The following is a 24,606-nucleotide window of genomic DNA, read 5'->3' on the forward strand; positions in this document are numbered from 1 at the left end:
CTTGTCGGAAGCACGGCCGCGCGGCGCCGACGCGTCGCCACTCCCCCGCTTTTCGAATCAGGAAACGTACGGCTTTCGCGCGTCAGTCCGGGCGCGCGCGGTGCAGTCGCGACGTGTCGACGACCGCGCCGGCGGCGCCTGGCGGATTCAGTCCGAGCATCTCGGCGGCCGCCGCCTTCACGCGCTGCGTGCCGAGATTGACGAGACAGTCGCTGTGGCTGTCGACATGGCGCTCGCAGCCTTCGTGCCGGCACGGCACGCAATCGCCCTCGCCCTGCAGCAGCCATACGTTGCCGTGCCGCGCGGAGCCGCGCAGCGCCCACGGGTTCTCGGTCGCCGGCCAGTGCTGCGGCCACGGCCCCCAGCGCACCGGATCGGACGGACCGAACAGCGCGATCGTGTCGGTGCCCGTCGCGGCCGCAACGTGCGTCGCGCCCGTATCGGGCCCGATGAACAGCCGCGCGCGCCGCACCAGCTCCGCGCTTTCGCCGAACGTGAGGCGGCCGACCAGGTTCAGCACGTCGCCGCCCGCCTCGGCCGCGACCTGCTCCGCGTACTCGCGCTCGCGATCGGCCGGGCCGCCCGACAGCGCGATCGCAAACCCCTGCGCGCGCAGCCATTCGATCATCTCGACCCAGCCCTCGAGCCGCCATTGCTTGTAGCGGAACATCGGATACGGATGCAGCACGACGAGCGGCTTGCCGTCGCGGATCGCCGGCGATTCGGCGAGCCACGCGTCGAAACGCGCGCGCCGCGCGGGATCGTCGCCGATGCCCGGCGCGACCACCTCGGATACCGGCTCGATGCCGATCACCGGCGCGAGCGCGAGCGTGCTGACGACCGTATGCGCGGACTCGTGATGATTGATCGCGATGCCGTTCAGCATCATTCGAGTCAGCCACGTGACGCGGTTCGGATCGACGAGGCCGACGCGCTTGCGGCCGGCGAACCAGCTATAGAAGCGCGGCCGGTCGGAGCTCAGTGCCGCGCATGCGAGATCGTAGCGGCGCCACATCGACAGCGCATCGCGCAGCCGCTCGCGGAACCCCGCGCGCTGCGCGACGACGATCACGCGCCGCACGTCGGGGTTGTGCTCCAGCACGCCCTCGGTGCCGCGAAACACCAGCATGTCGATCTGCGCATCGGGCCAGCGCGCCTTCAGCGAACGCACGAGCGGCGTCGTCAGCAGCACGTCGCCGATACGGCGCGGGGCTGCGACGAGGATGGTTCGGGGCGGGCGGGCGGAAGAAAACAGGGCCACGGCGATCGTTCCGTCTAGCTGGCTGGACAAGGCTCGCAATGTACAGGATTTTGCGGCCGGTGGCGTGGCGTCGGGTGCGGCGTCGGCGAAGTGCCGCGGTTGGCGGTTGGCGGTTGGCGGTTGGCGGTTGGCGGTTGGCGGTTGGCGGTTGGCGGTTGGCGGTTGGCGGTTGGCGGTTGGCGGTTGGCGGTTGGCGGTTGGCGGTTGGCGGTGGGCGGTGGGCGGTGGGCGGTGGGCGGTGGGCGGTGGGCGGTGGGCGGTGGGCGGTGGGCGGTGGGCGGTGGGCGGTTGGCGGTTGGCGGTTGGCGGTGGGCGGTGGGCGGTGGGCGGTGAGCGGTGAGCGGCGGCCGGCGGCCGGTCGCCGGTCGCCGGCGGTTGGCAACACGGCAGGAACGACGCACGGCGGGGCCTGCCTCCGCCGCGCCGCGTGGCCCCGTTTGCGCGTCCGATGGCGGTGCCGGCAATGCAGGCCCCGCCGGCCTTCCGGGGGCTACGAAACGATCGCGCCGACCGCGGGTGCCGCGAGCGTCGCGGCCGGGAGCGGCATCGCCCCCCCCATCGCGTCGTCGAGCTGTCCGGCCTGCGTCAACAGATGAAGCACCGCGCGCTCGAGCGCGTCGACGCCGATCGCGTCGACCGTCGCGCCGGCCCGCAGGATCATGTGCGGCACGCCGAGCGGATGCCAGCGCCGGTATTTCTCGGGGCGGTCCTCGAACAGCGCGGCGACCGGCACGCCGAGCGCCGACGCGAGATGCACGGGGGCGCTGTCGGCCGACACGATCGCGTCGAGCAGGCTCGCGGCGGCCACCAGTTCGACGACCGACGACGGCGCGACATGCCGGGCGTTGACGTCCCGCCACGCATCGCGGTCGGCGCCGGCCTCGGCCGACACGGCGGAATCGCGGAACACGATCACGTCGGCGAACGGTGCGAGCCGCCGGCCGAGGTCGCGCCATCGCTCGGCCGGCCAGCGCCGCTCGGCCGCCTTGTTCGACACGAACAGCCCGACGCGCGGTTTCGTGCGCGGCCCGAGCAGCCGATACCACGTGTCCTGCAGCGCGCGGTCCGGGTGCACGGACAACGCGAGACCGTCGAGATCGGCGCGGCCGAGTTCGGGCACGAGCCGGAATCCCGACAGCGCTTCATGGCAAATCGGCCGCGCCGCGACATGGTCGGGCTTGCGGTCGTCGAATTCGGAATCGGCATCGTGCCAGCGGCAATCCTTCACGCCGAGCTGCCGCGCGAACCGGATGCTGCTGCGATGCATGCCGCCGTTCGGCACGACCACGAGGTCGAACCGCAGGCGGCGCAGCCGGCGCACGAGCCGCAGCCGGTCGAAGAACGCGCGCATCCGTCCGGGGCGGTCGTTGCGCTCGCACTGACGGCTGTACACGTAGGTATGGACCGTGTGCACGTCAGGGTTGCCGGCCAGCGCGGCCGCGTTGTAGCGGTTCGCGACCACGTGCAGCTCCTTGCCCGGCCAGCGCTGTTTCAGCGCGCCGAGAAAAGCGGTCGTGCACAGCATGTCGCCCAGAAAATCAATCCGGATCACGAGGATCCGCCCCGTCGGTTTCCCGTTGGCCATCGTTGTTGTGATGCTGTCGATTTTTTATCGTCGCGCACCAGCCGGCATCCTGGCGTTCTTTACCGTGCCGGCTTCGTCGCGTGGTCGCTCGCGGCACCGCGACGCATCGCGTGCCGCGCGGAACCGTCCCCGTCTGATTCGCGCGCGCGATGTCGCCGCCGGCCGGCGGACAGACCGCAACCGGCGCCGTATCGGCGTCGCGCGACGGATTGTATAGCGTCCGGATGACGGCCCCAAGCATCCGCCGACATGAAAACGGCCCGCCGCACCGCACGATGGCGATGCGACGGGCCGCACAGGCAACGACCGTCCGGCGGGGACCGTCAGTACGTGATTTCGACGATGCTGCCGTCGAACGTCGCGCGCAACTCCGCGAGCAGTGTGTCGCTCGGCTTCACGCGCCACGCGTCGCCGAGACGCATTTCCCCTTGCGCGCGCGCGTTGCTGTAGTGAACCTGGACCGCGAGCCCGTTCGGCAGCGGCGCCTGCGGGCGACGCCCGCCGTCGCGCCCGCCGCCGCGCGGCGCGGGTACCTCGACCGCGGGCGCGGCCGAATCGTCCTTCGACACGTGCGGCTCGAGCACGCGGCGCAGCGCCGCCGCATCCGCATTGCCGTTCATCGTGAGCCGCACCGCCTGCGCGTAGCGGCTACGCGCGCGTTCGAGATCCATCACCGTGTCGGCCGTGAAGCGGATGCCGCCGGTGAACGCATCGTTGCGCGCCTGCCCCTGCACGATCAGCAGTTCGTCTTCCTTGAACAGCGCCTTGTTCGCCTCGAACTGCTCGTTGAAGATCGTGATCTCGCACTGGCCCGAGCCGTCGTCGAGCAGCGCGATCAGCATCTTGCCGCGCTGGGTCATCTGCGTGCGCAGCGATGCGATGATGCCCGCGACGAGCTTGTCGCGCCCTTCCTTCAGGTCGCCGACCTTCTGCCGCACGAACCGGCGCACTTCGTCGCGATACGCGTCGAACAGGTGGCCGGACAGGTAGAAGCCGAGTGCGCCCTTCTCTTCCTGCAGGCGGCGCTTGTCGTCCCACGCGGGTTCGTCGACGAGCGCATGCGCGTGCGGCGACTCGGCGCCCATGTCGAACAGCCCGGCCTGCATCGCGTTCGCTTCGGCCTGGTCGGCCGCTTCCATCGCGAGCGGCACCGACGCAATCAGCTGCGCGCGGTTCGCGTTCAGCGAATCGAACGCGCCGGCGCGGATCAGCGCCTCGACCGTGCGGCGGTTGACGACGCGCCGGTCGATCCGCTCGCAGAAGTCGAACAGGTCGGTGAACGGCTTTTCGTCGCGGGCGCGCAGGATCTCCTCGATCGCGTTCTGGCCGCTGCCCTTCACCGCACCGAGACCGTAGCGGATCGTGCGCGAGCGCTTGCCGTCGGCTTCGGCGACCGGCTCGAACCGGTAATGCGATGCGTTGATGTCCGGCGGCAGCACGGCGAGGTTGTTCACGACGCAGTCGTCGTACAGGATCTTCACCTTGTCGGTGTCGTCCATCGCGAGCGTCATGTTGGCCGCCATGAATTCGGCCGGATGGTGCGCCTTCAGCCACGCGGTGTAATACGCGAGCAGCGCATAGGCGGCCGCGTGCGACTTGTTGAAGCCGTAGCCCGCGAACTTCTCCATCAAGTCGAAGATCTCGTCGGACTTCTCGCGCGTCAGGCCGTTCTTCGCCGCACCCTCGGCGAAGATCTCGCGGTGCTTGGCCATCTCCTCGGGCTTCTTCTTGCCCATCGCGCGACGCAGCAGGTCGGCGCCGCCGAGCGAGTAGCCGCCGATGATCTGCGCCATCTGCATCACCTGCTCCTGATAGACCATGATGCCGTAGGTCTCTTTCAGGACGGGTTCGACGCGCGGATCCGGATAGTCGACCTTCTCGCGGCCGTGCTTCCGTGCGCAGAAGCTCGGGATCAGGTCCATCGGGCCCGGACGGTACAACGACACGAGCGCGATGATGTCCTCGAAGCGGTCGGGCTGCGCATCCTTCAGCATGCCCTGCATCCCGCGGCTTTCCAGCTGGAACACGGCGACCGTATTGGCCTTCTTCAGGATCTGGAACGACGCCGGATCGTCGAGCGGCACCTGCGCGAGCGACCAGTCGGCCTTCGACGCATCGAGGCGGCGAATGTAGCGCTCGGCCCAGTCGAGGATCGTCAGCGTCGTGAGACCCAGAAAGTCGAACTTCACGAGGCCGACGGCTTCGACGTCGTCCTTGTCGTACTGGCTGACGACGCCGCCGTCGTCGCCCTGCGTGTACAGCGGGCAGAAGTCGGTCAGCTTGCCGGGCGCGATCAGCACGCCGCCCGCGTGCATCCCGACGTTACGCGTCAGGCCCTCGACGCGCTGCGCGAGATCGAGCAGCTGGTGCACTTCGTCCTCGTGGTCGTAGCGCTCCTGCAGCTGCGGCTCTTCCTTCATCGCGTCGGCGATGGTCACGTGCTTGCCCGGCTTGAACGGGATCAGCTTCGCGACGCCGTCGGTGAACATGTAGCCGAGATCGAGCACGCGGCCGATGTCGCGCACGGCCGCCTTCGCGGCCATCGTGCCGAAGGTGGCGATCTGCGACACGGCATCCGCGCCGTATTTTTCCTTCACGTACTGGATCACGCGATCGCGGCCGTGCTGGCAGAAGTCGATGTCGAAGTCGGGCATCGACACGCGTTCCGGATTCAGGAATCGCTCGAACAGCAGGTTGTAGCGCAGCGGGTCCAGATCGGTAATGCCGAGCGCGTACGCGACCAGCGAACCGGCACCCGAGCCGCGGCCCGGACCGACCGGCACGCCGTTGTTCTTCGCCCAGTTGATGAAGTCGGCCACGATCAGGAAGTAGCCCGGGAAGCCCATCTTCGTGATGGTCCCGCACTCGAATTCGAGCCGCTTGTAGTACGTGTCGCGCTGCGCGTCGCGCTCCGCCGCATCCGGATACAGCTGTTCGAGGCGCTTCTCGAGCCCCTCCTTCGACAGCTGGACGAGGTAGTCGTCGAGCGACATGCCGTCCGGCGTCGGGAACAGCGGCAGCTTCGGCTTGCCGAGTTCGAGCTTCAGGTTGCAGCGCTTCGCGATCTCGACCGTGTTCGCGACCGCCGACGGCAGGTCGGCGAACAGCGCGACCATCTCGTCCTGCGTGCGGAAGTACTGATCGGTCGTGAAGCGCTTCTGGCGCCGCGGATTCGCGAGCATGTCGCCTTCCGAGATGCACACGCGCGCTTCATGCGCGGTGAAATCGTCGTCGGTCATGAACTGCGTCGGATGCGTCGCGACGACCGGCAGCTTCAGCGACGCGGCGAGCGTCGCGGCCTGCTGGATGTACGCCTCGGCGCCCGGCTGGCCGTAACGCTGCAGCTCGATGTAGAAGCCGCCCGGGAACACTTTCGCCCAGCGCTCGGCGTGCCGGCGCGCGGCCTCCTCGTTACCGGCCGCGAACGCGAGCCCGATGTCGCCCTGCTGCGCGCCCGACAGCGCGAGCAGCCCTTGCGACAGCTCGCCGTCGAGCCAGCTCGCGTCGAGCTCTGCGCGGCCGCGGTACTGGTTCGTGAGCCATGCCTTCGACAGCAGTTCGCACAGGTTCAGGTAGCCGGTCTTGTCCTTCACCAGCAGCAGCAGGCGCGACGGTTTGTCGCGATCGTCCGGATTGGTGATCCAGACGTCGCAGCCGGCGATCGGCTTGATGCCCTTGCCGCGGGCTTCCTGGTAGAAACGGACGAGGCCGAACGCGTTGCCGAGATCGGTGAGGGCGAGCGCGCCCTGGCCGTCCGCGGCCGCCGCCTTGACGATGTCGTCGAGACGCACGATGCCGTCGGCAATCGAGAATTCGGAGTGAACGCGAAGATGGACGAAGCGGGGATCTGACATGGGCGTTATTGTAGCCGCGTCGCCGCGCAGGCTGCCCAAAAAATCCCCGCGCCCGGCCGTTCGGCCGATGCGCGCGACGCCGGCCGAACGGCCGGGTGCCGGCAGACGTGCAGTTTGCGGGATAATACGGGTTTTCGAATCACCGCCCCGGCTTCGCACCCTTTTTTTGCGGGGCCACCGTGCGCCCGCCGCACGGTCGCGGCCGTTTTCCCGTCGGACCATCATGACCATCGTCAACCTCGCCGCCTACCACTTCGTGTCGCTCGACGCGACCGAGCAATGGCGCCCGCTCGTCACCGCCCGCTGCAACGAACTCGGCCTGCGCGGCACGATCCTGCTCGCGCCGGAAGGCATCAACCTGTTCATCGCCGGCCCGCGCGACGCGACCGACGCATTCATCGACTACCTCCGCCACGATCCGCTGTTCGAAGGCAAGTTCGCGACGCTGCAGTTCAAGGAGAGCCTGTCCGACTCGCAGCCGTTCCGCCGGATGCTCGTGCGCCTGAAGCGCGAGATCATCACGATGAAGAAGCCCGCGATCAAGCCGGAGCTCGGTCGCGCGCCGTCGGTCGACGCGCACACGCTGAAGGCGTGGCTCGACCGCGGCCACGACGACGCCGGCCGCCCGGTCGTGATGCTCGACACGCGCAACGCGTTCGAAGTGGACGTCGGCACGTTCGACGACGCGCTCGACTACCGGATCGACAAGTTCAGCGAGTTCCCGGAAGTGATCGACGCGAACCGCGCCGATCTCGAGGGCAAGACGGTCGTGTCGTTCTGCACCGGCGGCATCCGCTGCGAGAAGGCGGCGATCCACATGAAGGAAATCGGCATCGAGAACGTGTACCAGCTCGAGGGCGGGATCCTGAAGTACTTCGAGGAAGTCGGCGGCGCGCACTATCACGGCGACTGCTTCGTGTTCGACTACCGCACCGCGCTGAACCCGCAACTGCAGCCGACCGAGAACGTCACGTGCTTCGCGTGCCGCGCGGTCGTCACGCCGGAAGCCCAGCAAGCGCCGAGCTACGTGCCCGGCAAGTCGTGCCCGGCCTGCGCGCAGGCAGCCAGCGCCGCGTAAGCGCGCGTCGCACCGCGTCCCGATGAACGGCTACCGCGGCCGCTTCGCGCCGTCGCCCACCGGCCCGTTGCATTTCGGCTCGCTGGTCGGTGCGCTCGCGAGTTGGCTCGACGCGCGCGCACACGGCGGCGCATGGCTCGTGCGCATCGAGGACATCGACGGCCCGCGCACGGTGCCCGGCGCCGCCGACGACATCCTCGCGACGCTCGCGCATTTCGGCATGACGCCCGACGAACCGCCCGTGTGGCAAAGCACGCGCGAGGCCGACTATGCGGCCGCGCTCGAACGGCTCGTCGCCGCGGGGCTCGTCTATCCGTGCGGCTGCACGCGCAAGGAAATCGCCGATTCGCTGCGCGCCGCGCACGAGCGCCACACGACGCTCGCCTACCCGGGCACCTGCCGCACCGGCCTGCACGGCAAGCCCGCCCGCGCGTGGCGGCTGCGCGTGCCGGACGGCGACGCGGCGCTCGTCACGTTCAACGACCGCTGGCAGCACACGCAAGTGCAGAACCTCGCGACCGAGGTCGGCGATTTCGTGCTGAAGCGCGCCGACGGCCAATGGGCGTATCAGCTCGCGGTCGTGGTCGACGATGCCGACGCGGGCATCACGCACGTCGTGCGCGGCGCCGACCTGCTCGACTCGACCGCGCGCCAGATCTACCTGCAGCGCTGTCTCGGCGTGCCGACGCCGGCGTACCTGCACGTGCCCGTCGTCGTCGACGCGAACGGCGAAAAGCTCAGCAAGCAGACGGGCGCGATCGCGCTCGAGCGCGACGATCCGCTGCCGGCGCTGCGCGCCGCCGCCGCGCATCTCGGCCTGTGGGCCGATGGCGATCCGTCGATCGATACGCTGGCTGCGTTCTACACGGCCGCGACCGATGCGTGGGCGCGTCGCTTCGGGCCACGCGCCGGTTGAGGCGCTCGCGGGACACCCGTTCGTGTCGACCGCGTTCCTGCGTCCGTCGGCGGCGAGTCCGGTCGCATGCAAGCGTGATGGCAGCCCCACGCGGCAAGTCGTCGCCCATCTCGCCCACTCCTTCACGAATCGTCTCGCCCAATGAAAAACGGGCACATGCTCATCGCATGCACCCGTTTCCGCGGCAGCGCTCGCGCGCCGCACCGACCGCCTGAACCGCCCGCTTACGCCGACGGCTTGCGCGGCATCCCGAAGCCGCCCAGCAGCGCGGCGACCTGACGCTTCGGCCCCTTCTTCTCGGGCTGCTGCGCGGACTTGGTCTCTTCCGGCTGTTTCGCCGGCGCCGACGGTTCGTACGGCTTCAGGAAGAAGTCGTCGACCGGCGCCTCGTGACGACGGTGGTGGCCGCGCTCGGACCCGCCCGGACGACGCCCCGACGCGCCGCGATGCTCGTCGCGATCGCGACGGCCGCCGCGATCACCGCGCTCACTACGATCGCCCCCGCGCTCGCCGCCACGATCGTCGTGACGATGGCGCGCCGGCTTGTCGAGCGCGAGCGTCTGCACCTCGAGCGGACGCTTGATCAGTTTTTCGATATCGGCGAGCTGCTTGCGCTCGTTCGGGCTGCACAGCGACAGCGCATCGCCCGTCGCACCCGCGCGGCCCGTGCGGCCGATCCGGTGCACGTAGTCTTCCGCGTTGAACGGCAGGTCGAAGTTGATCACGGCCGGCAGTTCGGCGATGTCGAGGCCGCGCGCGGCCACGTCGGTCGCGACCAGCGCCTCGATCTCGCCGCGCTTGAACGCGTCGAGGGCCTGCATCCGCTCGATCTGCGTCTTGTCGCCGTGGATCGCCGACGCGACCACGCCGTCGCGCTCGAGGTTGCGGGCCAGCCGGCTCGCGCCGATCTTGCTGTTGCAGAACACGATCACCTGCTTGAGCCCGCGATCGCGCAGCAGCTGCACGACGGCGGCCTGCTTGTCGCCTTCGGCGACGTCGTAGACGATCTGCGTGACGTTTGCATTGGTCGAGTTGCTGCGCGCGACCTCGATCGTCTGCGGGTTGCGCAGGTAGGTCGACGCGAGCTTCTTGATTTCCGGCGAGAAGGTGGCCGAGAACAGCAGCGTCTGGCGTTCCTTCGGCAGCAGGTTCAGGATGCGCTGCAGGTCCGGCAGGAAGCCCATGTCGAGCATCCGGTCGGCCTCGTCGAGCACGAGCATCTGCACCTGCCCGAGGTTCGCGGTCTTCTGCTGCACGTGGTCGAGCAGGCGGCCCGGCGTCGCGATCAGGATCTCGACGCCGCGGCGCAACTCGGCCATCTGCGGGTTCATGTCGACGCCGCCGAACACGACCGCGCTGCGCAACGGCGTGTGCTTGCCGTATGCATGCACGTTCGCGGCGACCTGGTCGGCGAGCTCGCGGGTCGGCGTGAGGATCAGCGCGCGCACCGGGTGGCGCGCGGGCGATGCGCTCGTGTTGGCCTGCGGCAGCAGGCGCTGGAGGATCGGCAGCGAGAAACTCGCGGTCTTGCCGGTGCCCGTTTGCGCGGCGCCCATGACGTCGCGGCCGGCGAGCACGACCGGAATGGCCTGCGCCTGGATCGGCGTCGGCGTCGTATAGCCCTGCTCCGCAATGGCTTTCAGGATATCGGCGGCAAGGCCGAATTGATCGAAGGTTGCGTCGACTGGCTTGGCGACAGAATCGGACATGGTGGCGTTTCGCTCAAAAGGCGCGGCGGGGACTTCGTGCGTCAGGCCGGCCGGGCCTGCGCTCATCACATTTCGGAAGTAGACGGAGCCGCGGCGCGCCGCGCGGCGCCGCTCTGGCGCTCGGGACCGGTTCAATTCGAACAGCGGGCGCCACAGGCCGTGCGGACTCCGTTCGGCGCGAATGCCGGCGGAAAGGGCCGTATTGTAGCACTGCGCAGCAATCTGTCCGTGACAACGCCGCGAACGGCCCCGGCGGCGACTCGCGGCGTGCGCCGGCAGGCCGGCGCGGGGCGGATGCGTCGTGCGATCGGGCTATCTCGATCGGCTGATGGCGGAAATACGGGGTCGAATCTCGCGCATCTGCCGCGGGGCAGCTGCCGCGAGGAATCAACCGGCGGCCGGCGAGCCCGGGCGCCGCCGGCGCCACCTTCCGGTCCGAGGTCGAACCCGGCTGCCCGCATCGATCGCGGCAACCGGCACGCCCGCGCGGCGTAGCCGATCGCGCGCCGCGTTCAACCCTTCTTCTTTTTCTTCTTCTCGACCTGCACGCAGTCGCCCAGCAGCGGTGCCGCGTTCTGGTCGGCGATCTCGTCGCGCAGCGTCCCTTCCTTGCCCTTCGTCCACCAGGTATAGCGTCCGGCCTGGTAACGCGCGCCCGACGCCGAAACGGTATCGACGAACAGCAGCTGCTGCCCGTTGACCGGCACCAGCGCGAAGCTCTGGCCGTTGCCCGCGCGCCAGTACGACACGCGTACCGGCTGCTTCTGGTTCGCGCACTGATAGAGGGTCTGCACGCGCGCATCGGCGTCGATCTCCTCGACGGTCAGTTGCGCGGCCTGCGCGACGGAAACGGCGGTGCCGGCCAGCGCGAGCGCGGCAAGGGTGTGGCGAATCATGCAGTTCCTCTCACGAGACGGGTGGAAGCGCGCCCTCGCGGGACGCGCGATTGTCGTTGGTTATGGTTGGCTACGGATCGAGGGTTCGCCGGTCAGGGATCGATGACGTCGGCGCACGCGTCGGTCGGCGCGGCCGCGACGTGGCCGACGAGCGGCACGATCTTCAGCCCGGCCGATGCGACCCGGCATGGCGCGGCCGCGAGGCCGCACCCCGCGAGACTCGCGACCAGCGCCAGCGCGGCGCCCAGCTTGCCGAGCCGTCCGATCCGCTGCCATGTCGACGCCATCGCGCTCTCCTGGTCTGGTCAGCGTGCCGACACGGGCCGCACGGCCGCCGCGGCGCGCTTCGCGCGTTCGCGGGCTTCGTCGACGGTCGCGCCGGTCGCGAGCGCGACGCCCATGCGTCGCTTCGCGAAGCTTTCCGGTTTGCCGAACAGGCGCAGGTCGGCGCCCGGCACGGCCAGCGCGTCGCGCACGCCCTCGAACGCGATACCGCGCTCGTCGAGCCCGCCGTAGATCACCGCGGACGCGGCCGGCGAGCCGAGCGTCGGATCGACCGGCAGCCCGAGAATCGCGCGCGCGTGCAGTTCGAACTCCGACTGGCGCTGCGATGCGAGCGTGACGAGGCCGGTGTCGTGCGGCCGCGGGCTCACCTCGGAGAACCAGACTTCGTCGCCGCGCACGAACAGCTCGACGCCGAACAGCCCGCGCCCGCCGAGCGCCTCGGTCACCTTGTGCGCGATCTCGCGCGACTTTTCCAGCGCGACGGCGCTCATCGGCTGCGGCTGCCACGATTCGACGTAGTCGCCCGCCACCTGCACGTGGCCGACCGGCTCGCAGAAGTAGGTGCGCGTCTCGAGCGTCGCGGGGTCGATCGCGCGCACGGTCAGCTGCGTGATCTCGTAGTCGAAATCGACGAAGCCCTCGACGATCACGCGGCCGTGGTTCACGCGGCCGCCCGCCATCGCGTAGTCCCAGGCTGGCTTCACGTCGGCCTCGGTCCGCACGACCGACTGTCCCTTGCCCGACGACGACATCACCGGCTTCACGACGCACGGCATGCCGATCTTCGCGACGGCCGCGCTGAACGCGTCGAACGAGTCGGCGAACGCGTACGGCGAAGTTGCCAGCCCGAGTTCCTCGGCCGCGAGACGGCGGATGCCTTCGCGGTTCATCGTGAGCTGCGTCGCGCGTGCGGTCGGGATCACCTCGGCCAGGCCGGCCGCCTCGATCGCCGCGAGCGCATCGGTTGCGATCGCCTCGATCTCCGGCACGATCAGGTGCGGACGCTCGGCCTCGACGACCGCGCGCAGCGCGGCGGCGTCGGTCATGTCGATCACGTGCGCGCGATGCGCGACCTGGTGGCCCGGTGCGTCCGGATAGCGGTCGACCGCGACGACTTCGACGCCGAGCCGCTGCAACGCGATGATGACTTCCTTGCCGAGTTCGCCCGCGCCGAGCAGCATGACGCGCGTGGCCGAGGGTGAGAGCGGCGTACCGAGCCGCTGACCGATCTGCATGTGATTTCCCGCTGGTTCTGTTGGAGGACGAAAACGGCTTCGATGTTAACACGCACACCCGACGCACACCTCACGCGCACCCGCGCCGGTCCGGCCGGTTTCGTCGCATCGCCCCCCGCCGCGCGAGGCTCGCGGGCGGATTGCGAACGTTTTCACGCGCGAAGTGTCGGCTCGCCTCGCGCGGGGCGGGTGCGTTACTCTTACGCCTTGATCAGAATCCGATGAGGAACGAGGCTCATGTCCCACCTGTCCGCCGCCGCACGCGCACGCACCGGCCTGCTTCGCCCGCTGCGCGCGCCGCTCTGCGCGTTGACGCTTGCCACGCTTCTCGCCGCCTGCGCGATGCCGACCCACCCCGATTCCGCCGCCCCCGCACCCGACCCGTACAACCCCGCCGCCGTCCAGCTGCTCGACGACACGAGCTGGGAGCTCACGAGCTGGGTGAACGCCGACGGCACGCCGCGCACGATTCCGCACGGCGACAACGGCGAGCCGATCAAGCTCGCGCTGTCCACCGAAGCGGGCGTCCGACGCGCCAGCGGCTTTTCGGGCTGCAACCGCTATACGGGAACCTATGCGCTGAAGAACGGCCTGCTGAGCTTCGGGCCGCTCGCCGGCACGCGCATGGCATGCACGAACACGCTCGGCGGCCAGCTCGAGCACGCGTACCTCGATGCGCTCGCGCACATCGGGAAGACCGGCGTGCAGATGCGCGAGCCGCAGCAGTTGCAGATCGTGACCGAAGCCGGCGCGACGCTGACCTTCACGCGCCGGAGCCCCTGATGCAGCGCGCGGGCGAAGGCCGATCGGCCGCCTTCGCCGCGCGCGGATCCCGGACGCATGCGTCCCGCGGCCTGGAAGCGCTTCGACGCCTTCAAACTGCCTTAGAGTCCTGTTCGTCGGCCGGTTAAACTCGGCGGGTCGCGCACCGCGCTCCCCGCCCTCTTCCTGTTTCATCAAAGCATGCACACGGTTGTCTTCGGCTGGTTCGGCATCTCCGCCGTCTGGTTCCTCCTTCTCATCTGGCGTCTCGTTCAGGCGATGCTGCCCGGCGGCGGCGGACTCGCCGGCCGCGGCTCGATTCGCCTGTGGCTCGGCTTCGCGGCCGTGTTCATCGCGAGCTGCGCGCTGACGAGCCCGCTGTCGGGCCCCGACTCGAATGCGCTCGGCCACGCGTTCTCGAACGGCTTCGCGCATGTGCTCGGCCCGATCGGCACGCCGGTCGCGATGGTCGTGCTGTTCTTCGCGGGCCTGCCGTGGCTGACCGGCATCGGCTGGCGGCAGTTCGCCGCGTGGGTCGACACGTCGTTCGGCGTCAAGCTCGCGCGCGACGTCGACGACGACGACGTGCGCGGCGTTGCCGACCTGCCGCGCAGCGCGCTGCATCGCGACGACGACATCGTGCAGCCGACCACCGCCCATACCGTCAACTCGATGGCGCCGCGGCAAAACGGCCGGTATTCGCGCCCGACGTTGTGGAAGCCCGATCCGCAGGCGCGGCCGAAGCCGCGCAGCAAGCCCGCGCCGCGTCCGCTCGCCGAGCCGGTCGCGCCGACGGGCTGGCTGAAGCCGACGTCGGCCAATCGCATGCCGCCGCCGCCCGCACCGGGCGCGACGAGCGCCATGCCGCCCCCGACGACCGGCAGCACCGCCAGCCTCGCGCGCGCCGCCGCGAACACCCAGGTGCCGCGCCCGAGTCCGGCCCCGCTGCCGGCCGGGTTCGAGCCCGTTCGGCCGCAACCGACCGCCGCGCGACCGGCCGCAGCCGCGCTGAAGCAACCGGCCGCGCCGCGCACCGCGGTCACGCCGCGCCCGGCCGCCGCGACGACGCCGCGCACGCCCGCCCGCCCGGTGACGGGCGCCGGCGCCGCCGGCCAGTCGCCGGACGCCGCACGACGCCGCCCCGCGCCGCCGGCCCCGGCACGCGCGCCGCTCTACGCGTGGGTGCAACAGCCCGCGGAGCCGATCACGCCAGCACCGAGCGTTCACGACACGCTGCGCTCGATCGAAGCCAGTACCGCGCAGTGGGCGACGCTGGACGGTGTGCGGCAGGCCGATGCGTCGTCGGCGTCGACGGCCGTACCGGCCGCGGTCGTTCCGGACGCGCGCCAGGCCGCGCCCGAGGACGCAGGGCGTCCGGATGCGCACGAAGCGGCGCCGGCGTCCGACGACGCACTGATCGTGCTGGATGCGTTCATGTCGGCCGAGCCGAGCATGCGCGTGCCTGCCGTCGATACGGATGGCGCGGCATTCGACGAGGCCGTGCTGCCATCCGACGACGCACCGATCGTGCTGGATGCATTTATGCCGGCCGAGCCGGGCGTGCGCGTGCCTGCTGTCGATACGGGTACCCCGGCGTTCGGCGAGGCCGTGCGGCATGCCATGCCGGATCCCGGCGTCGAAACCGATGCGCCGACGCGTCACGCGGACCGCGAGCATCGGCATGGCGCCGATGCACCAGCCGCGCCGGCATTCGATGCCCCGATCGACTTTGCGCCGTGGGAAGACATCGTCAGCCCGCCGGTTCCCGGGCTCGGCGCGCCGCATGAAAGCCCGATTGCCGTGCCGCTGTCGGACGCGGACGAGTCGGTGGCCGCGAGCGCAGCGGTCGGTACGCCTTCGGCCGCTGTCACGTCGACCGTGAGCGCCACGGGCCGCACCGTCGATGAGAAGGATGCGGCAAACGCCGCCGGAATTGCCGGCCAGGTCCAATCGCAAGCTACGGCGCTTGCCGATACCGCCGTATCGGTCGTCGCGAAAGAACACGCGCACGCGACGCAGGATGTCGTGAAGCCGGTCCAGCCGGTCACGCCGCCTCCCCTCTCCGCTTCGTCGATCGCGGCAACGCCGACGCAGCCGCGTGCCGATGCGATGCCCGTCGCAGCCGCGACGACGGTTGCCTCGGCCGCGTCGAACACGGCACCGGCCGGCGCCGTGACGGGAACGGTCTGGCACGCGGCAGCAGAGCACGGTGGCGAAACCGCTCCGTTGCCTGCAGGCATGCAACGCGCCACGCCACCGGCACCGGCGGCACCGGCCACCGCGGTCATGGAACCTGCGTCCGTCGACGCCGCGCCCTCCTCCGCATCATGGTCGAAGCCTTTGTCCGCTGAGCCCTTCGCTGGTACGCAGACGACCTCGGCAGCTGACGCGTCGTCGCCCGTCGGCAGCGCATCCGGTTCTGCCGCGCCGGTGCCCGCGAACACGCCGAACAGCACACCTGTCGCCGCAGCGCCTGCGTTTACCGGCATGACAAACCCGGGCGCCGGTTCGCTGTCGCGACCGGCCGCATCGGAATCGTCTGTTGCGCCTGCTGCTCCCATTGCACCGTCCACGCCGATGAGTGTCACGGGTACTGCGTACGGTTCCGGCATTCACGCGCCGGCTGCCGCGGCGTCGACGATCGACGCCACGGATCCGGCATCGAGCATGGTCACGCCGGCGCCCGCACCGACGACGCCTGCCCGGACGCCTTCGACGGTTGCCTCCGTCCCGGCCGCCGCGCAGGCGTCCGCATCCGCTCCGACCGCGGCAGCGGCGACATCCGCCCCCATGCCCGTGACTGGCGTCTCCGACCTGACGACGGCACAACCTTTTGCGGCCGCGCCAAACGCAGCGGCTGCGGCTTCCGCCCTGACGTCTGCGGCGGGCGCTTCCGGCCCGGCCACCGCGCAGCCTTTCGCATCCGCGCCGACCGTGGCAGCCGCCACGGCGCCCGCATCGACCGGCACGTCCTTCAGCGCAACCGGATCGCAACCTGCGCAACGCACGCCGGTGTCGCCTGCCGCCGCGTCTTTCGCCTCGTCGGGCAGCGCATTGGCCGCAATGTCGACCGCATCGGCGACGCCTTCGGCAGCATCGACCACCCGCATGCCTGACGGTTCGGCATTCGGTGTGCCGGCCGCGACGACTGGAGCGACGCAGACGACAACCGGCGCCGCGCCTGCCGCCGCCGCCGCCATCGCCCCGACACCGTCTTCCGGCGCACTCGCCCCGATGAACACGGTCGCCGTTGCCGCGCCCGCCGCGTTCGGCGCCACGCCTGCCGCGACAAATGGCGCGCCGGCCTCCTTCGCCGCTGCCCCGGCCGCGACGGCACCGGCCGCGTCGCCGACTTCCGCGCCCCCGTCGGTCTCGGCATTGCCGACCTACTCCGCGCCGGGCGGATCCGTCGACACGGCGACACCGGCGCAATCCATCGCGTCCGCACCGCTGCCGCAGGCCCCGTCGTTCACCACCCCGCCGGCTCCCGCCGCTGCGCCGGCGAATTGGTCCATGTCCGACATCGGCACGGCGCCCGCGACAACCGGCATCACGATCCCGGCCGCCACGACCGTGCCGCTTCCGACCGCAACGCCTCCCGCGGCCACCGTGCCGCCGGCACCGGCAGAATCGGACGCCCCGGCCGCCGACGCATCGGCCGCGCCCGCGCGCCAGCCGCGCCCGAACGCGTTCGAATTCCACGCACCCACGTCGTTCAACGTGGAGCTGCCGACGCTCGACCTGCTCGAGCCCGCATCCGACGACGTCGAAACGATCACCGAGGAACACCTCGCGCAGACGGCCCAGGTCATCGAGCAGCGCCTGCAGGAGTTCAAGGTACCGGTGACGGTGGTCGGCGCATCGGCCGGCCCGGTGATCACGCGCTTCGAGATCGAACCCGCGCTCGGCGTGCGCGGCAGCCAGATCGTCGGCCTGATGAAGGACCTGTCGCGCGGCCTCGGCCTCACGTCGATCCGCGTCGTCGAGACGATTCCCGGCAAGACCTGCATGGGCCTCGAGCTGCCGAACGCGAAACGCCAGATGATCCGCCTGTCGGAAATCCTCGAGTCGCGCCAGTACCAGCATTCGGCGTCGCAGCTGACGATCGCGATGGGCAAGGACATCACCGGCCACCCGGTCGTCACCGATCTCGCGAAGGCGCCGCACATGCTGGTCGCCGGCACGACGGGTTCGGGCAAGTCGGTCGCGATCAACGCGATGATCCTGTCGCTGCTGTACAAGGCGACGCCCGAGGACGTGCGGCTGATCATGATCGACCCGAAGATGCTCGAGCTGTCGGTCTACGAAGGCATCCCGCACCTGCTCGCGCCGGTCGTCACCGACATGAAGCTCGCGGCGAACGCACTGAACTGGTGCGTCGGCGAAATGGAGAAACGCTACCGGCTGATGTCGGCCGTCGGCGTGCGCAATCTCGCGGGCTTCAACCAGAAGATCCGCGACGCGGAGGCGAAGGAAAAGAAGATCGGCAACCCGTTCTCGCTGACGCCCGACGATCCCGAGCCGCTGTCGAAGCTGCCGCTGATCGTCGTCGTGATCGACGAGCTGGCCGACCTGATGATGGTCGCCGGCAAGAAGATCGAGGAGCTGATCGCCCGTCTCGCGCAAAAGGCGCGCGCGGCCGGCATCCACCTGATCCTCGCGACCCAGCGCCCGTCCGTCGACGTGATCACCGGCCTCATCAAGGCGAACATCCCGACGCGCGTCGCGTTCCAGGTGTCGTCGAAGATCGACTCGCGCACGATCCTCGACCAGATGGGCGCCGAATCGCTGCTCGGCCAGGGCGACATGCTGTTCCTGCCGCCGGGCACGGGCTACCCGCAGCGCGTGCACGGCGCGTTCGTCGCGGACGAGGAAGTGCACCGGATCGTCGAATACCTGAAGCAGTTCGGCGAGCCGCAGTACGAGGAAGGGATTCTGGACGGCCCGGCCGCCGACGGCGCGACCCAGGACCTGTTCGGCGAAGCGCCGGATGCGGAAGCCGATCCGCTGTACGACGAAGCGGTCGCGTTCGTCGTGCGCACGCGGCGCGCGTCGATCTCGTCGGTGCAGCGCCAGTTGCGCATCGGCTACAACCGCGCCGCGCGCCTCGTCGAGCAGATGGAGGCGGCCGGACTGGTGTCGCCGATGGGCATCAACGGCAGCCGCGAGGTGCTCGTGCCGGCCGCGGCCGACTGAGCATGGCGGCCGCACGGCCGCCGACGATCGATCCGGGCGCCCCGCGCAAGCGGCCGCCCGAACGAACAAGGGCGCTGCCTCCGCAGCGCCCTTTTTTCATGGACGGCGATTTACAGCGCCGCCGGCACCAGCTTGAAGTCGACCGGGCTGCCGACCGCCACCTTCTGCGGATTCGCGCCGAGCTGCCCCGTCTGGACGTCGCGGCTGAACACGTAGAACGCGTCGCTGTCCTGGTTGCCGACGATCAGCCACTTGCCGGTCGGATCGATCAGGAATTCACGCGGCGTCCTGCCGAGGCTCGACTGGCGCCCGACGGTCTTCAGCCGGCCGTCGGCCTGGTTCACCGCGTAGATCACGATTTCGTTCACGTCGCCGCGATTGCTCGCGTACAGGAAGCGGCCGTCCGGCGACAGGTGGATCGCGCCGCCGCCGACCTTGCCCTTGAAGCCCGGCACCGTCATCGGCAGCGTCTCGACCGGCGTCAGCTTGCCGTCACGGTAGCCGAACACCTCGACCGACGCGTTGAGTTCGCTCGTCACGTACGCGAACCGGCCGTCGGCGCTGAATACCATGTGACGCGGGCCGGAGCCGGCCTTCACCGGCGTGTAGCGCGTGTCGGTCGGGCTGATCAGCCCACGGCTGCCGTCCACCGTGTAGCGGTAGCCGTAGAGCTTGTCCGCGCCGAGGTCCTGCACGAACAGGTAGCGGCCGTCGGGCGAGAACACCGTCGAGTGCACGTGCGCGCCGTCCTGGCGCCCCTTCACGGGCCCCGTGCCCTCGTGATGCACCGTCAGCACGGCCGGGCCGGCCGCGCCGCCGTCGCGGATCGGGAACACGGCGAAGCTGCCGCCCGGATCGGCCGCGACCGAGTAGTTGGCCGTGACGAGGTACTTGCCGTCCGGTGACAGCGCGAGATAGCAAGGATCGTTCCCTTCCGACGACACGCGGTCGATGAACGTGAGCGCCCCCGTCTTCGGATCGAAGCCGAACGTGCTGATGCCGCCGCGCTGCGTGGCCGGCCCGTTGTCGCCGGGCAGTTCGTTGACCGCGTAGACGGTGCGACCGTCGCGGCTCGGCAACAGGTAGGACGGATTCACGGTCTTCGCCGACGACACGGGCGCGATGCTGCCCGTTTTCGTATCGAAGCGGTACACGTAGATCCCGTCGCTGCCGTGCCCCGTATAGGTGCCGACGAGCAGGTTGTAGACGCCGTCGGCCGGTGCCGGCGATTGTTGTGCGAAGGCGTGGGTCGCGGACAAGGAAAGCACGAGCGCGAAACCTTTCATCCAGTGAGCGAACCTAAGCGGGAACCCTCGTGTCGAAGCGCGCGCGTCACGCTCGCGTAAACGGTTGGGCATTGAATCCTCCTTGCATCGAGTCGCTTCAAGTGTTGAGATAGGACGAAACGCCGGCCGTTCATGCGCTCCGCCGCCCGGGCGAGTATACGGGGCGCGACGCCGGCGCGTGAAGCCCGGGCGCCGCAGCCCTGCATCGTGAACTCGAATATCCAAGGACCGCTTGCCCATGCCCGCCCTGATCGAAGACTACGCCCTCGTCGGCGACGGCCACACCGCCGCGCTGATCTCGAAAGACGGCTCCGTCGACTGGCTGTGCTGGCCCCGCTTCGATTCGGGCGCCTGTTTCGCGGCGCTGGTCGGCACGCCCGAGCACGGCCGCTGGCTGCTCGCGCCGGCCGCCGACGCCGCGATCACGCACACGACGCGCCGCTATCGCGGCGACACGCTGATCCTCGAAACCGACTACGAAAGCGCCGACGGCGCGGTCACCGTGATCGACTTCATGCCGCCCGGCAACGGCTGGTCCGAACTCGTGCGGATCGTCGTCGGCCGCCACGGCACGATGAAGATGCGCATGGAACTGGTGTTGCGCTTCGACTACGGTTTCTCGATCCCGTGGGTCACGCAGCTGACGCGCGAGGACGGCATGAAGGCGATCGCCGGCCCCGATACCGTCGTGCTGCGCACGCCGGTGCCGCTCACCGGCAAGAACCTCCATACGCTCGCGGAATTCACGGTGAGCGCCGACGAACGTGTGCCGTTTTCGCTCAGCTATGCGGCGTCGCACCTGCGGCTGCCGCCCGCGCGCGATCCGCTGTCGATGCTCGCGCGCACCGAGAACTACTGGCTCGAATGGTCGGGCCGCTGCCAGGTGCAGGGCCGCTACGCGGCCGCCGTGCGCCGTTCGCTGATCACGCTGAAGGCGCTCGCGTACGAGCCGACCGGCGGCATCGTCGCGGCGCCGACCACGTCGCTGCCCGAGAAGATCGGCGGCAACCGCAACTGGGACTACCGCTACTGCTGGCTGCGCGACGCGACGATCACGCTGCTCGCGCTGATGCGCGGCGGCTATTACGACGAGGCGCGCGCGTGGCGCACGTGGCTCGGCCGCGTGATGGCCGGCTCGCCCGAGCAGATCCAGATCATGTACGGGATCGCGGGCGAGCGCCGGCTGCCGGAAATGGAGCTCGACTGGCTGCCCGGCTACCAGGATTCGAAACCGGTGCGCGTCGGCAACGGCGCCGCGAACCAGCTCCAGCTCGACGTGTTCGGAGAAGTGATGGCCGCGCTGCACCTCGCGCGCGTGGGCGGCCTGCAGGCCGACGACACGGTGTGGTCCGTCCAGTGCTCGCTGCTCGACCATCTCGAGAAGATCTGGCGGGAACCCGACGAGGGCATCTGGGAAACGCGCGGCGGCCGCCGCCACTTCACGTTCTCGAAGGTGATGGCGTGGGTCGCGTTCGACCGCGCGATCAAGTCGGCGGAGATGTTCCGGCTGCCCGCGTCGCTCGACCGCTGGCGCGCGCTGCGCGACCGGATCCACGCGGACGTGTGCGACAACGCATGGCATGAAGGCAAACAGGCGTTTGCCCAGAGCTACGGCAGCGACGAGCTCGACGCGAGCGTGCTGCTGCTGCCGCTGCTCGGCTTCCTGCCGCCGGAAGACCCGCGCATCGTCGGCACGGTCGACGCGATCGAGCGGGAATTGCTGCACGACGGCCTCGTGATGCGCTACCGCACGACCGAGTACGACGACGGCCTGCCGCCGGGCGAAGGCACGTTCCTCGCGTGCAGCTTCTGGCTGGTCGACAACTACGCGCTGCTCGGCCGGATCGACGACGCGCATCGGCTGTTCAGCCGGCTGCTCGCGCTGTCGAACGACCTCGGGCTGCTCGCCGAGGAATACGATCCGGTCGATGGCCGGCTCGTCGGCAATTTCCCGCAGGCGTTCTCGCACGTGGCGCTCGTGCATACCGCGATGAACCTGATGCACCACGAAGAGGCGATGGCGCGCGCGGCCGGCCAGCCGGCGCCGGCCGTGGCGACGGGGCGCTGACCGGGGGTGGAGCGGCTTCTTCAGAGATCGTCAATTCGCAAACGTTTGATGAAAAATCGGAAAAATGTTGCATTGCAACATTGATCGTTGTCCGATATGATCGACTCGATTGTCCGGCCGCACTGCAACATGGCCGGTCGCTGACCCACACGGCACGCCGCGACGCCACACGCCCCTGCGCACCGTCCCCCAAGCGGGAGTAGTCTGCATGCTTTACCAACTGCACGAATTCCAGCGGGCGATGCTGAGCCCGCTCACGGCCTGGGCCCAGGCCGCCTCCAAGTCGTTCGCCAATCCGTCCAGCCCGTTCTCGCTGATGCCCGGCGCGCCGCGGATGGCCGCCGCGTACGAACTGATGTACCGGCTCGGCAAGGATTACGAGAAGCCCGAATTCAACATTCACCAGATCGTCAAGGACGGCCACAACATCCCGATCGTCGAGCAGACGATCATCGAGAAGCCGTTCTGCCGGCTGCTGCGTTTCAAGCGCTATTCGGACGACGCCGATGCCGTCACGCAGTTGAAGGACGAGCCGGTCGTGCTGGTCTGCGCGCCGCTGTCGGGCCACCACTCGACGCTGCTGCGCGACACCGTGCGCACGCTGCTGCAGGATCACAAGGTGTACATCACCGACTGGATCGATGCGCGGATGGTGCCGGTCGAGGTCGGCCCGTTCCACCTGCACGACTACATCGCGTACATCCAGGAATTCATCCGCCACATCGGCGCACGCAACCTGCACGTGATCTCCGTGTGCCAGCCGACCGTGCCGGTGCTCGCGGCGATCTCGCTGATGGCGAGCCGCGGCGAGGACACGCCGCTCACGATGACGATGATGGGCGGCCCGATCGACGCGCGCCGCAGCCCGACGTCGGTGAACTCGCTCGCGACGCAGCACTCGACCGCGTGGTTCGAGAACAACGTGATCCACACGGTGCCCGCGAACTATCCGGGCGAAGGCCGCCACGTGTATCCGGGCTTCCTGCAGCACACGGGCTTCGTCGCGATGAACCCGGAACGTCACGCGCAATCGCACTGGGACTTCTACCAGAGCCTGCTGCGCGGCGACGAGGACGACGCCGAGGCGCACCGCCGCTTCTACGACGAGTACAACGCGGTGCTCGACATGGCGGCCGAGTACTACCTCGAGACGATCCGCGTCGTGTTCCAGGAATTCCGGCTCGCGGAAGGCACGTGGGATGTCGAAGGCGAGCGCGTGCGTCCGCAGGACATCAAGCACACCGCGCTGATGACGATCGAGGGTGAACTCGACGACATCTCGGGCAGCGGCCAGACGCACGTCGCGCACGAGCTGTGCACGGGCATCCCGCAGGACGACCGCCGCAGCCTGACCGCCGAGAAGTGCGGTCACTACGGGATCTTCTCCGGCCGCCGCTGGCGCACGATCATCTATCCGCAGTTGCGCGACTTCATCCGCGAGCATGCGCCGGAACCGAAGAACGGCACGACGAAGTTGCCTCCCGATGCACAGGACGCGACCACGATCGGCGCCGTGCCGGCCGCCACGCCGCAGCCTGAAACGACGGCGCGCGCCACCGCCGCGAAACGCACGCGCCCGAAAGCGCCGGCCGTGACGGTCGCACCCGCCAGGACGGCCGTCGCGAAGGCCGCACCTGCCGCGAAACGCGCAGGCAGCACGCGCGCCAAGCCCGCGCGGGCGCGCAAGGCCGCCTGACGCACCGCGTCCCGACGCAAAAACGCCGCCGTTGCTTGCGCACGGCGGCGTTTTTTTATCTGGCGGTCGCCGTCGCGGCGACTCATCGATTCATCGACGCGTCGGTTCATCGGCGCGTCGGTTCGACGGTTCGTCGACTCAGCGCCGCAGCAGATACGCGAGCAGCAACTCGGTGTTCATCCTGACCATCTCCGCGCGCTCGTCGGCTTCGCTGAAGTCGCGGCCGAGCGTCGCGGCGAGCGTGAAGCGGTTCGACACGATGTAATAGCCGAGCCCCGACAGCGTCACGTAGAAGCGCAGCGGATCGACGTCGCTGCGGAACAGCCCGGCCTTCTGGCCGCGCATCAGCACGTTGCCGAGCTTCGCGACGATCGGCGACATCATCTCGCGGATCCGCGTCGACTTGTGCAGGTAGCGCGCTTCGTGCAGGTTCTCGTTGTTGATGAGCCGCAGCAGCTCGGGATGATCGCGGTAGTAGTCCCACACGAAATGCGCGAGCCGCGTGACGGCCTCGACGGGCGCGACGCCATCCAGATCGAGCACGCGCTCGGCCTCGGTCAGCGCGGAGAACGCGTGTTCGAGCACGGCCGTAAACAGCTGCTCCTTGCTGCCGAAGTAGTAATAGAGCATGCGCTCGTTGGTCTCGGCCCGGCGCGCGATCTGGTCGACGCGTGCGCCGAACAGCCCTCCACCCGCGAACTCTTCGGCTGCCGCCATCAGGATGCGGCGGCGTGTACCTTCAGGATCTCTTTTGATTTTTGGCTGATTCATGGTGGCGT

General features: G+C 69.5%; 14 protein-coding genes and 1 pseudogene. 6 read left to right on the forward strand and 9 right to left on the reverse strand.

The genetic code is table 11. The features are described 5' to 3' along the window. Positions 1-82 precede the first annotated feature (82 nt). The 3 genes from U4Z64_RS16665 to dnaE form a co-directional block, all read right to left on the reverse strand. Positions 83-1,261 (reverse strand): glycosyltransferase family 9 protein, encoded by a 1,179-nt coding sequence (locus tag U4Z64_RS16665; RefSeq protein ID WP_044844719.1) that lies wholly within the window; start codon positions 1,259-1,261, stop codon positions 83-85. A gap of 490 nt (positions 1,262-1,751) precedes the next feature. Further along, positions 1,752-2,846: a glycosyltransferase family 9 protein gene (locus tag U4Z64_RS16670; RefSeq protein ID WP_321820511.1), complete on the reverse strand. Its 1,095-nt coding sequence runs from the start codon at positions 2,844-2,846 to the stop codon at positions 1,752-1,754. Between the two features lie 323 nt (positions 2,847-3,169). Then, complete coding sequence (gene dnaE / locus U4Z64_RS16675; protein WP_044844722.1) at positions 3,170-6,700, reverse strand: DNA polymerase III subunit alpha; 3,531 nt, start codon at positions 6,698-6,700, stop codon at positions 3,170-3,172. Between the two features lie 223 nt (positions 6,701-6,923). On the opposite strand from dnaE, the gene U4Z64_RS16680 reads away from it, so the two are divergent. Beyond that, positions 6,924-7,778, forward strand: coding sequence for a sulfurtransferase (locus tag U4Z64_RS16680; RefSeq protein ID WP_044844723.1), 855 nt, complete (start codon positions 6,924-6,926; stop codon positions 7,776-7,778). Between the two features lie 22 nt (positions 7,779-7,800). Next, a complete protein-coding gene (gene gluQRS / locus U4Z64_RS16685) occupies positions 7,801-8,694 on the forward strand; it encodes a tRNA glutamyl-Q(34) synthetase GluQRS (protein WP_321820512.1) in 894 nt (297 codons plus the stop codon). 224 nt (positions 8,695-8,918) lie between these two features. On the opposite strand, the gene U4Z64_RS16690 is transcribed toward gluQRS, so the two are convergent. The 4 genes from U4Z64_RS16690 to purT all read right to left on the reverse strand — a co-directional run bounded on the left by U4Z64_RS16690 (position 8,919) and on the right by purT (position 12,819). Beyond that, positions 8,919-10,469 (reverse strand): DEAD/DEAH box helicase, encoded by a 1,551-nt coding sequence (locus tag U4Z64_RS16690; RefSeq protein ID WP_321802105.1) that lies wholly within the window; start codon positions 10,467-10,469, stop codon positions 8,919-8,921. A 446-nt stretch (positions 10,470-10,915) separates the two neighbouring features. Continuing rightward, a complete protein-coding gene (locus U4Z64_RS16695; RefSeq protein ID WP_124487197.1) occupies positions 10,916-11,299 on the reverse strand; it encodes an MliC family protein in 384 nt (127 codons plus the stop codon). Between the two features lie 92 nt (positions 11,300-11,391). Beyond that, positions 11,392-11,586 (reverse strand): DUF6726 family protein, encoded by a 195-nt coding sequence (locus U4Z64_RS16700; protein WP_044844727.1) that lies wholly within the window; start codon positions 11,584-11,586, stop codon positions 11,392-11,394. Between the two features lie 18 nt (positions 11,587-11,604). Then, positions 11,605-12,819, reverse strand: coding sequence for a formate-dependent phosphoribosylglycinamide formyltransferase (purT, locus tag U4Z64_RS16705; protein ID WP_257772901.1), 1,215 nt, complete (start codon positions 12,817-12,819; stop codon positions 11,605-11,607). A gap of 237 nt (positions 12,820-13,056) precedes the next feature. Between purT and U4Z64_RS16710 the strand changes: the two genes are divergently transcribed. Both U4Z64_RS16710 and U4Z64_RS37630 read left to right on the forward strand, forming a co-directional pair. Then, entirely contained in the window at positions 13,057-13,602 is a 546-nt protein-coding gene (locus U4Z64_RS16710) for an META domain-containing protein (RefSeq protein WP_124487195.1), read from the forward strand. Between the two features lie 2,676 nt (positions 13,603-16,278). Further along, a pseudogene (locus U4Z64_RS37630) lies at positions 16,279-18,777 on the forward strand (DNA translocase FtsK); the annotation flags it as partial. 110 nt (positions 18,778-18,887) lie between these two features. Here U4Z64_RS37630 and U4Z64_RS16720 read toward each other — a convergent pair. Continuing rightward, complete coding sequence (locus U4Z64_RS16720) at positions 18,888-20,135, reverse strand: lactonase family protein (RefSeq protein WP_321820514.1); 1,248 nt, start codon at positions 20,133-20,135, stop codon at positions 18,888-18,890. 166 nt (positions 20,136-20,301) lie between these two features. Between U4Z64_RS16720 and U4Z64_RS16725 the strand changes: the two genes are divergently transcribed. Together U4Z64_RS16725 and U4Z64_RS16730 are read left to right on the forward strand one after the other, a co-directional pair. Further along, positions 20,302-22,131: a glycoside hydrolase family 15 protein gene (locus tag U4Z64_RS16725; RefSeq protein ID WP_044849192.1), complete on the forward strand. Its 1,830-nt coding sequence runs from the start codon at positions 20,302-20,304 to the stop codon at positions 22,129-22,131. A 208-nt stretch (positions 22,132-22,339) separates the two neighbouring features. After that, positions 22,340-23,827 carry a polyhydroxyalkanoate depolymerase gene (locus U4Z64_RS16730; protein ID WP_124571307.1) on the forward strand — a complete coding sequence of 496 codons (1,488 nt, stop codon included), beginning with the start codon at positions 22,340-22,342 and terminating at the stop codon, positions 23,825-23,827. Between the two features lie 138 nt (positions 23,828-23,965). Here U4Z64_RS16730 and U4Z64_RS16735 read toward each other — a convergent pair whose 3' ends face one another. Next, the gene (locus U4Z64_RS16735) at positions 23,966-24,598 is read right to left on the reverse strand and encodes a TetR family transcriptional regulator (RefSeq protein WP_044849194.1); all 633 of its coding nucleotides are present in this window, start codon (positions 24,596-24,598) and stop codon (positions 23,966-23,968) included. Between the last annotated feature and the right edge of the window lie 8 nt (positions 24,599-24,606).

The sequence above is a fragment of the Burkholderia sp. BCC1996 genome (genome assembly GCF_905339955.1).
Taxonomy (GTDB): Bacteria; Pseudomonadota; Gammaproteobacteria; order Burkholderiales; family Burkholderiaceae; genus Burkholderia.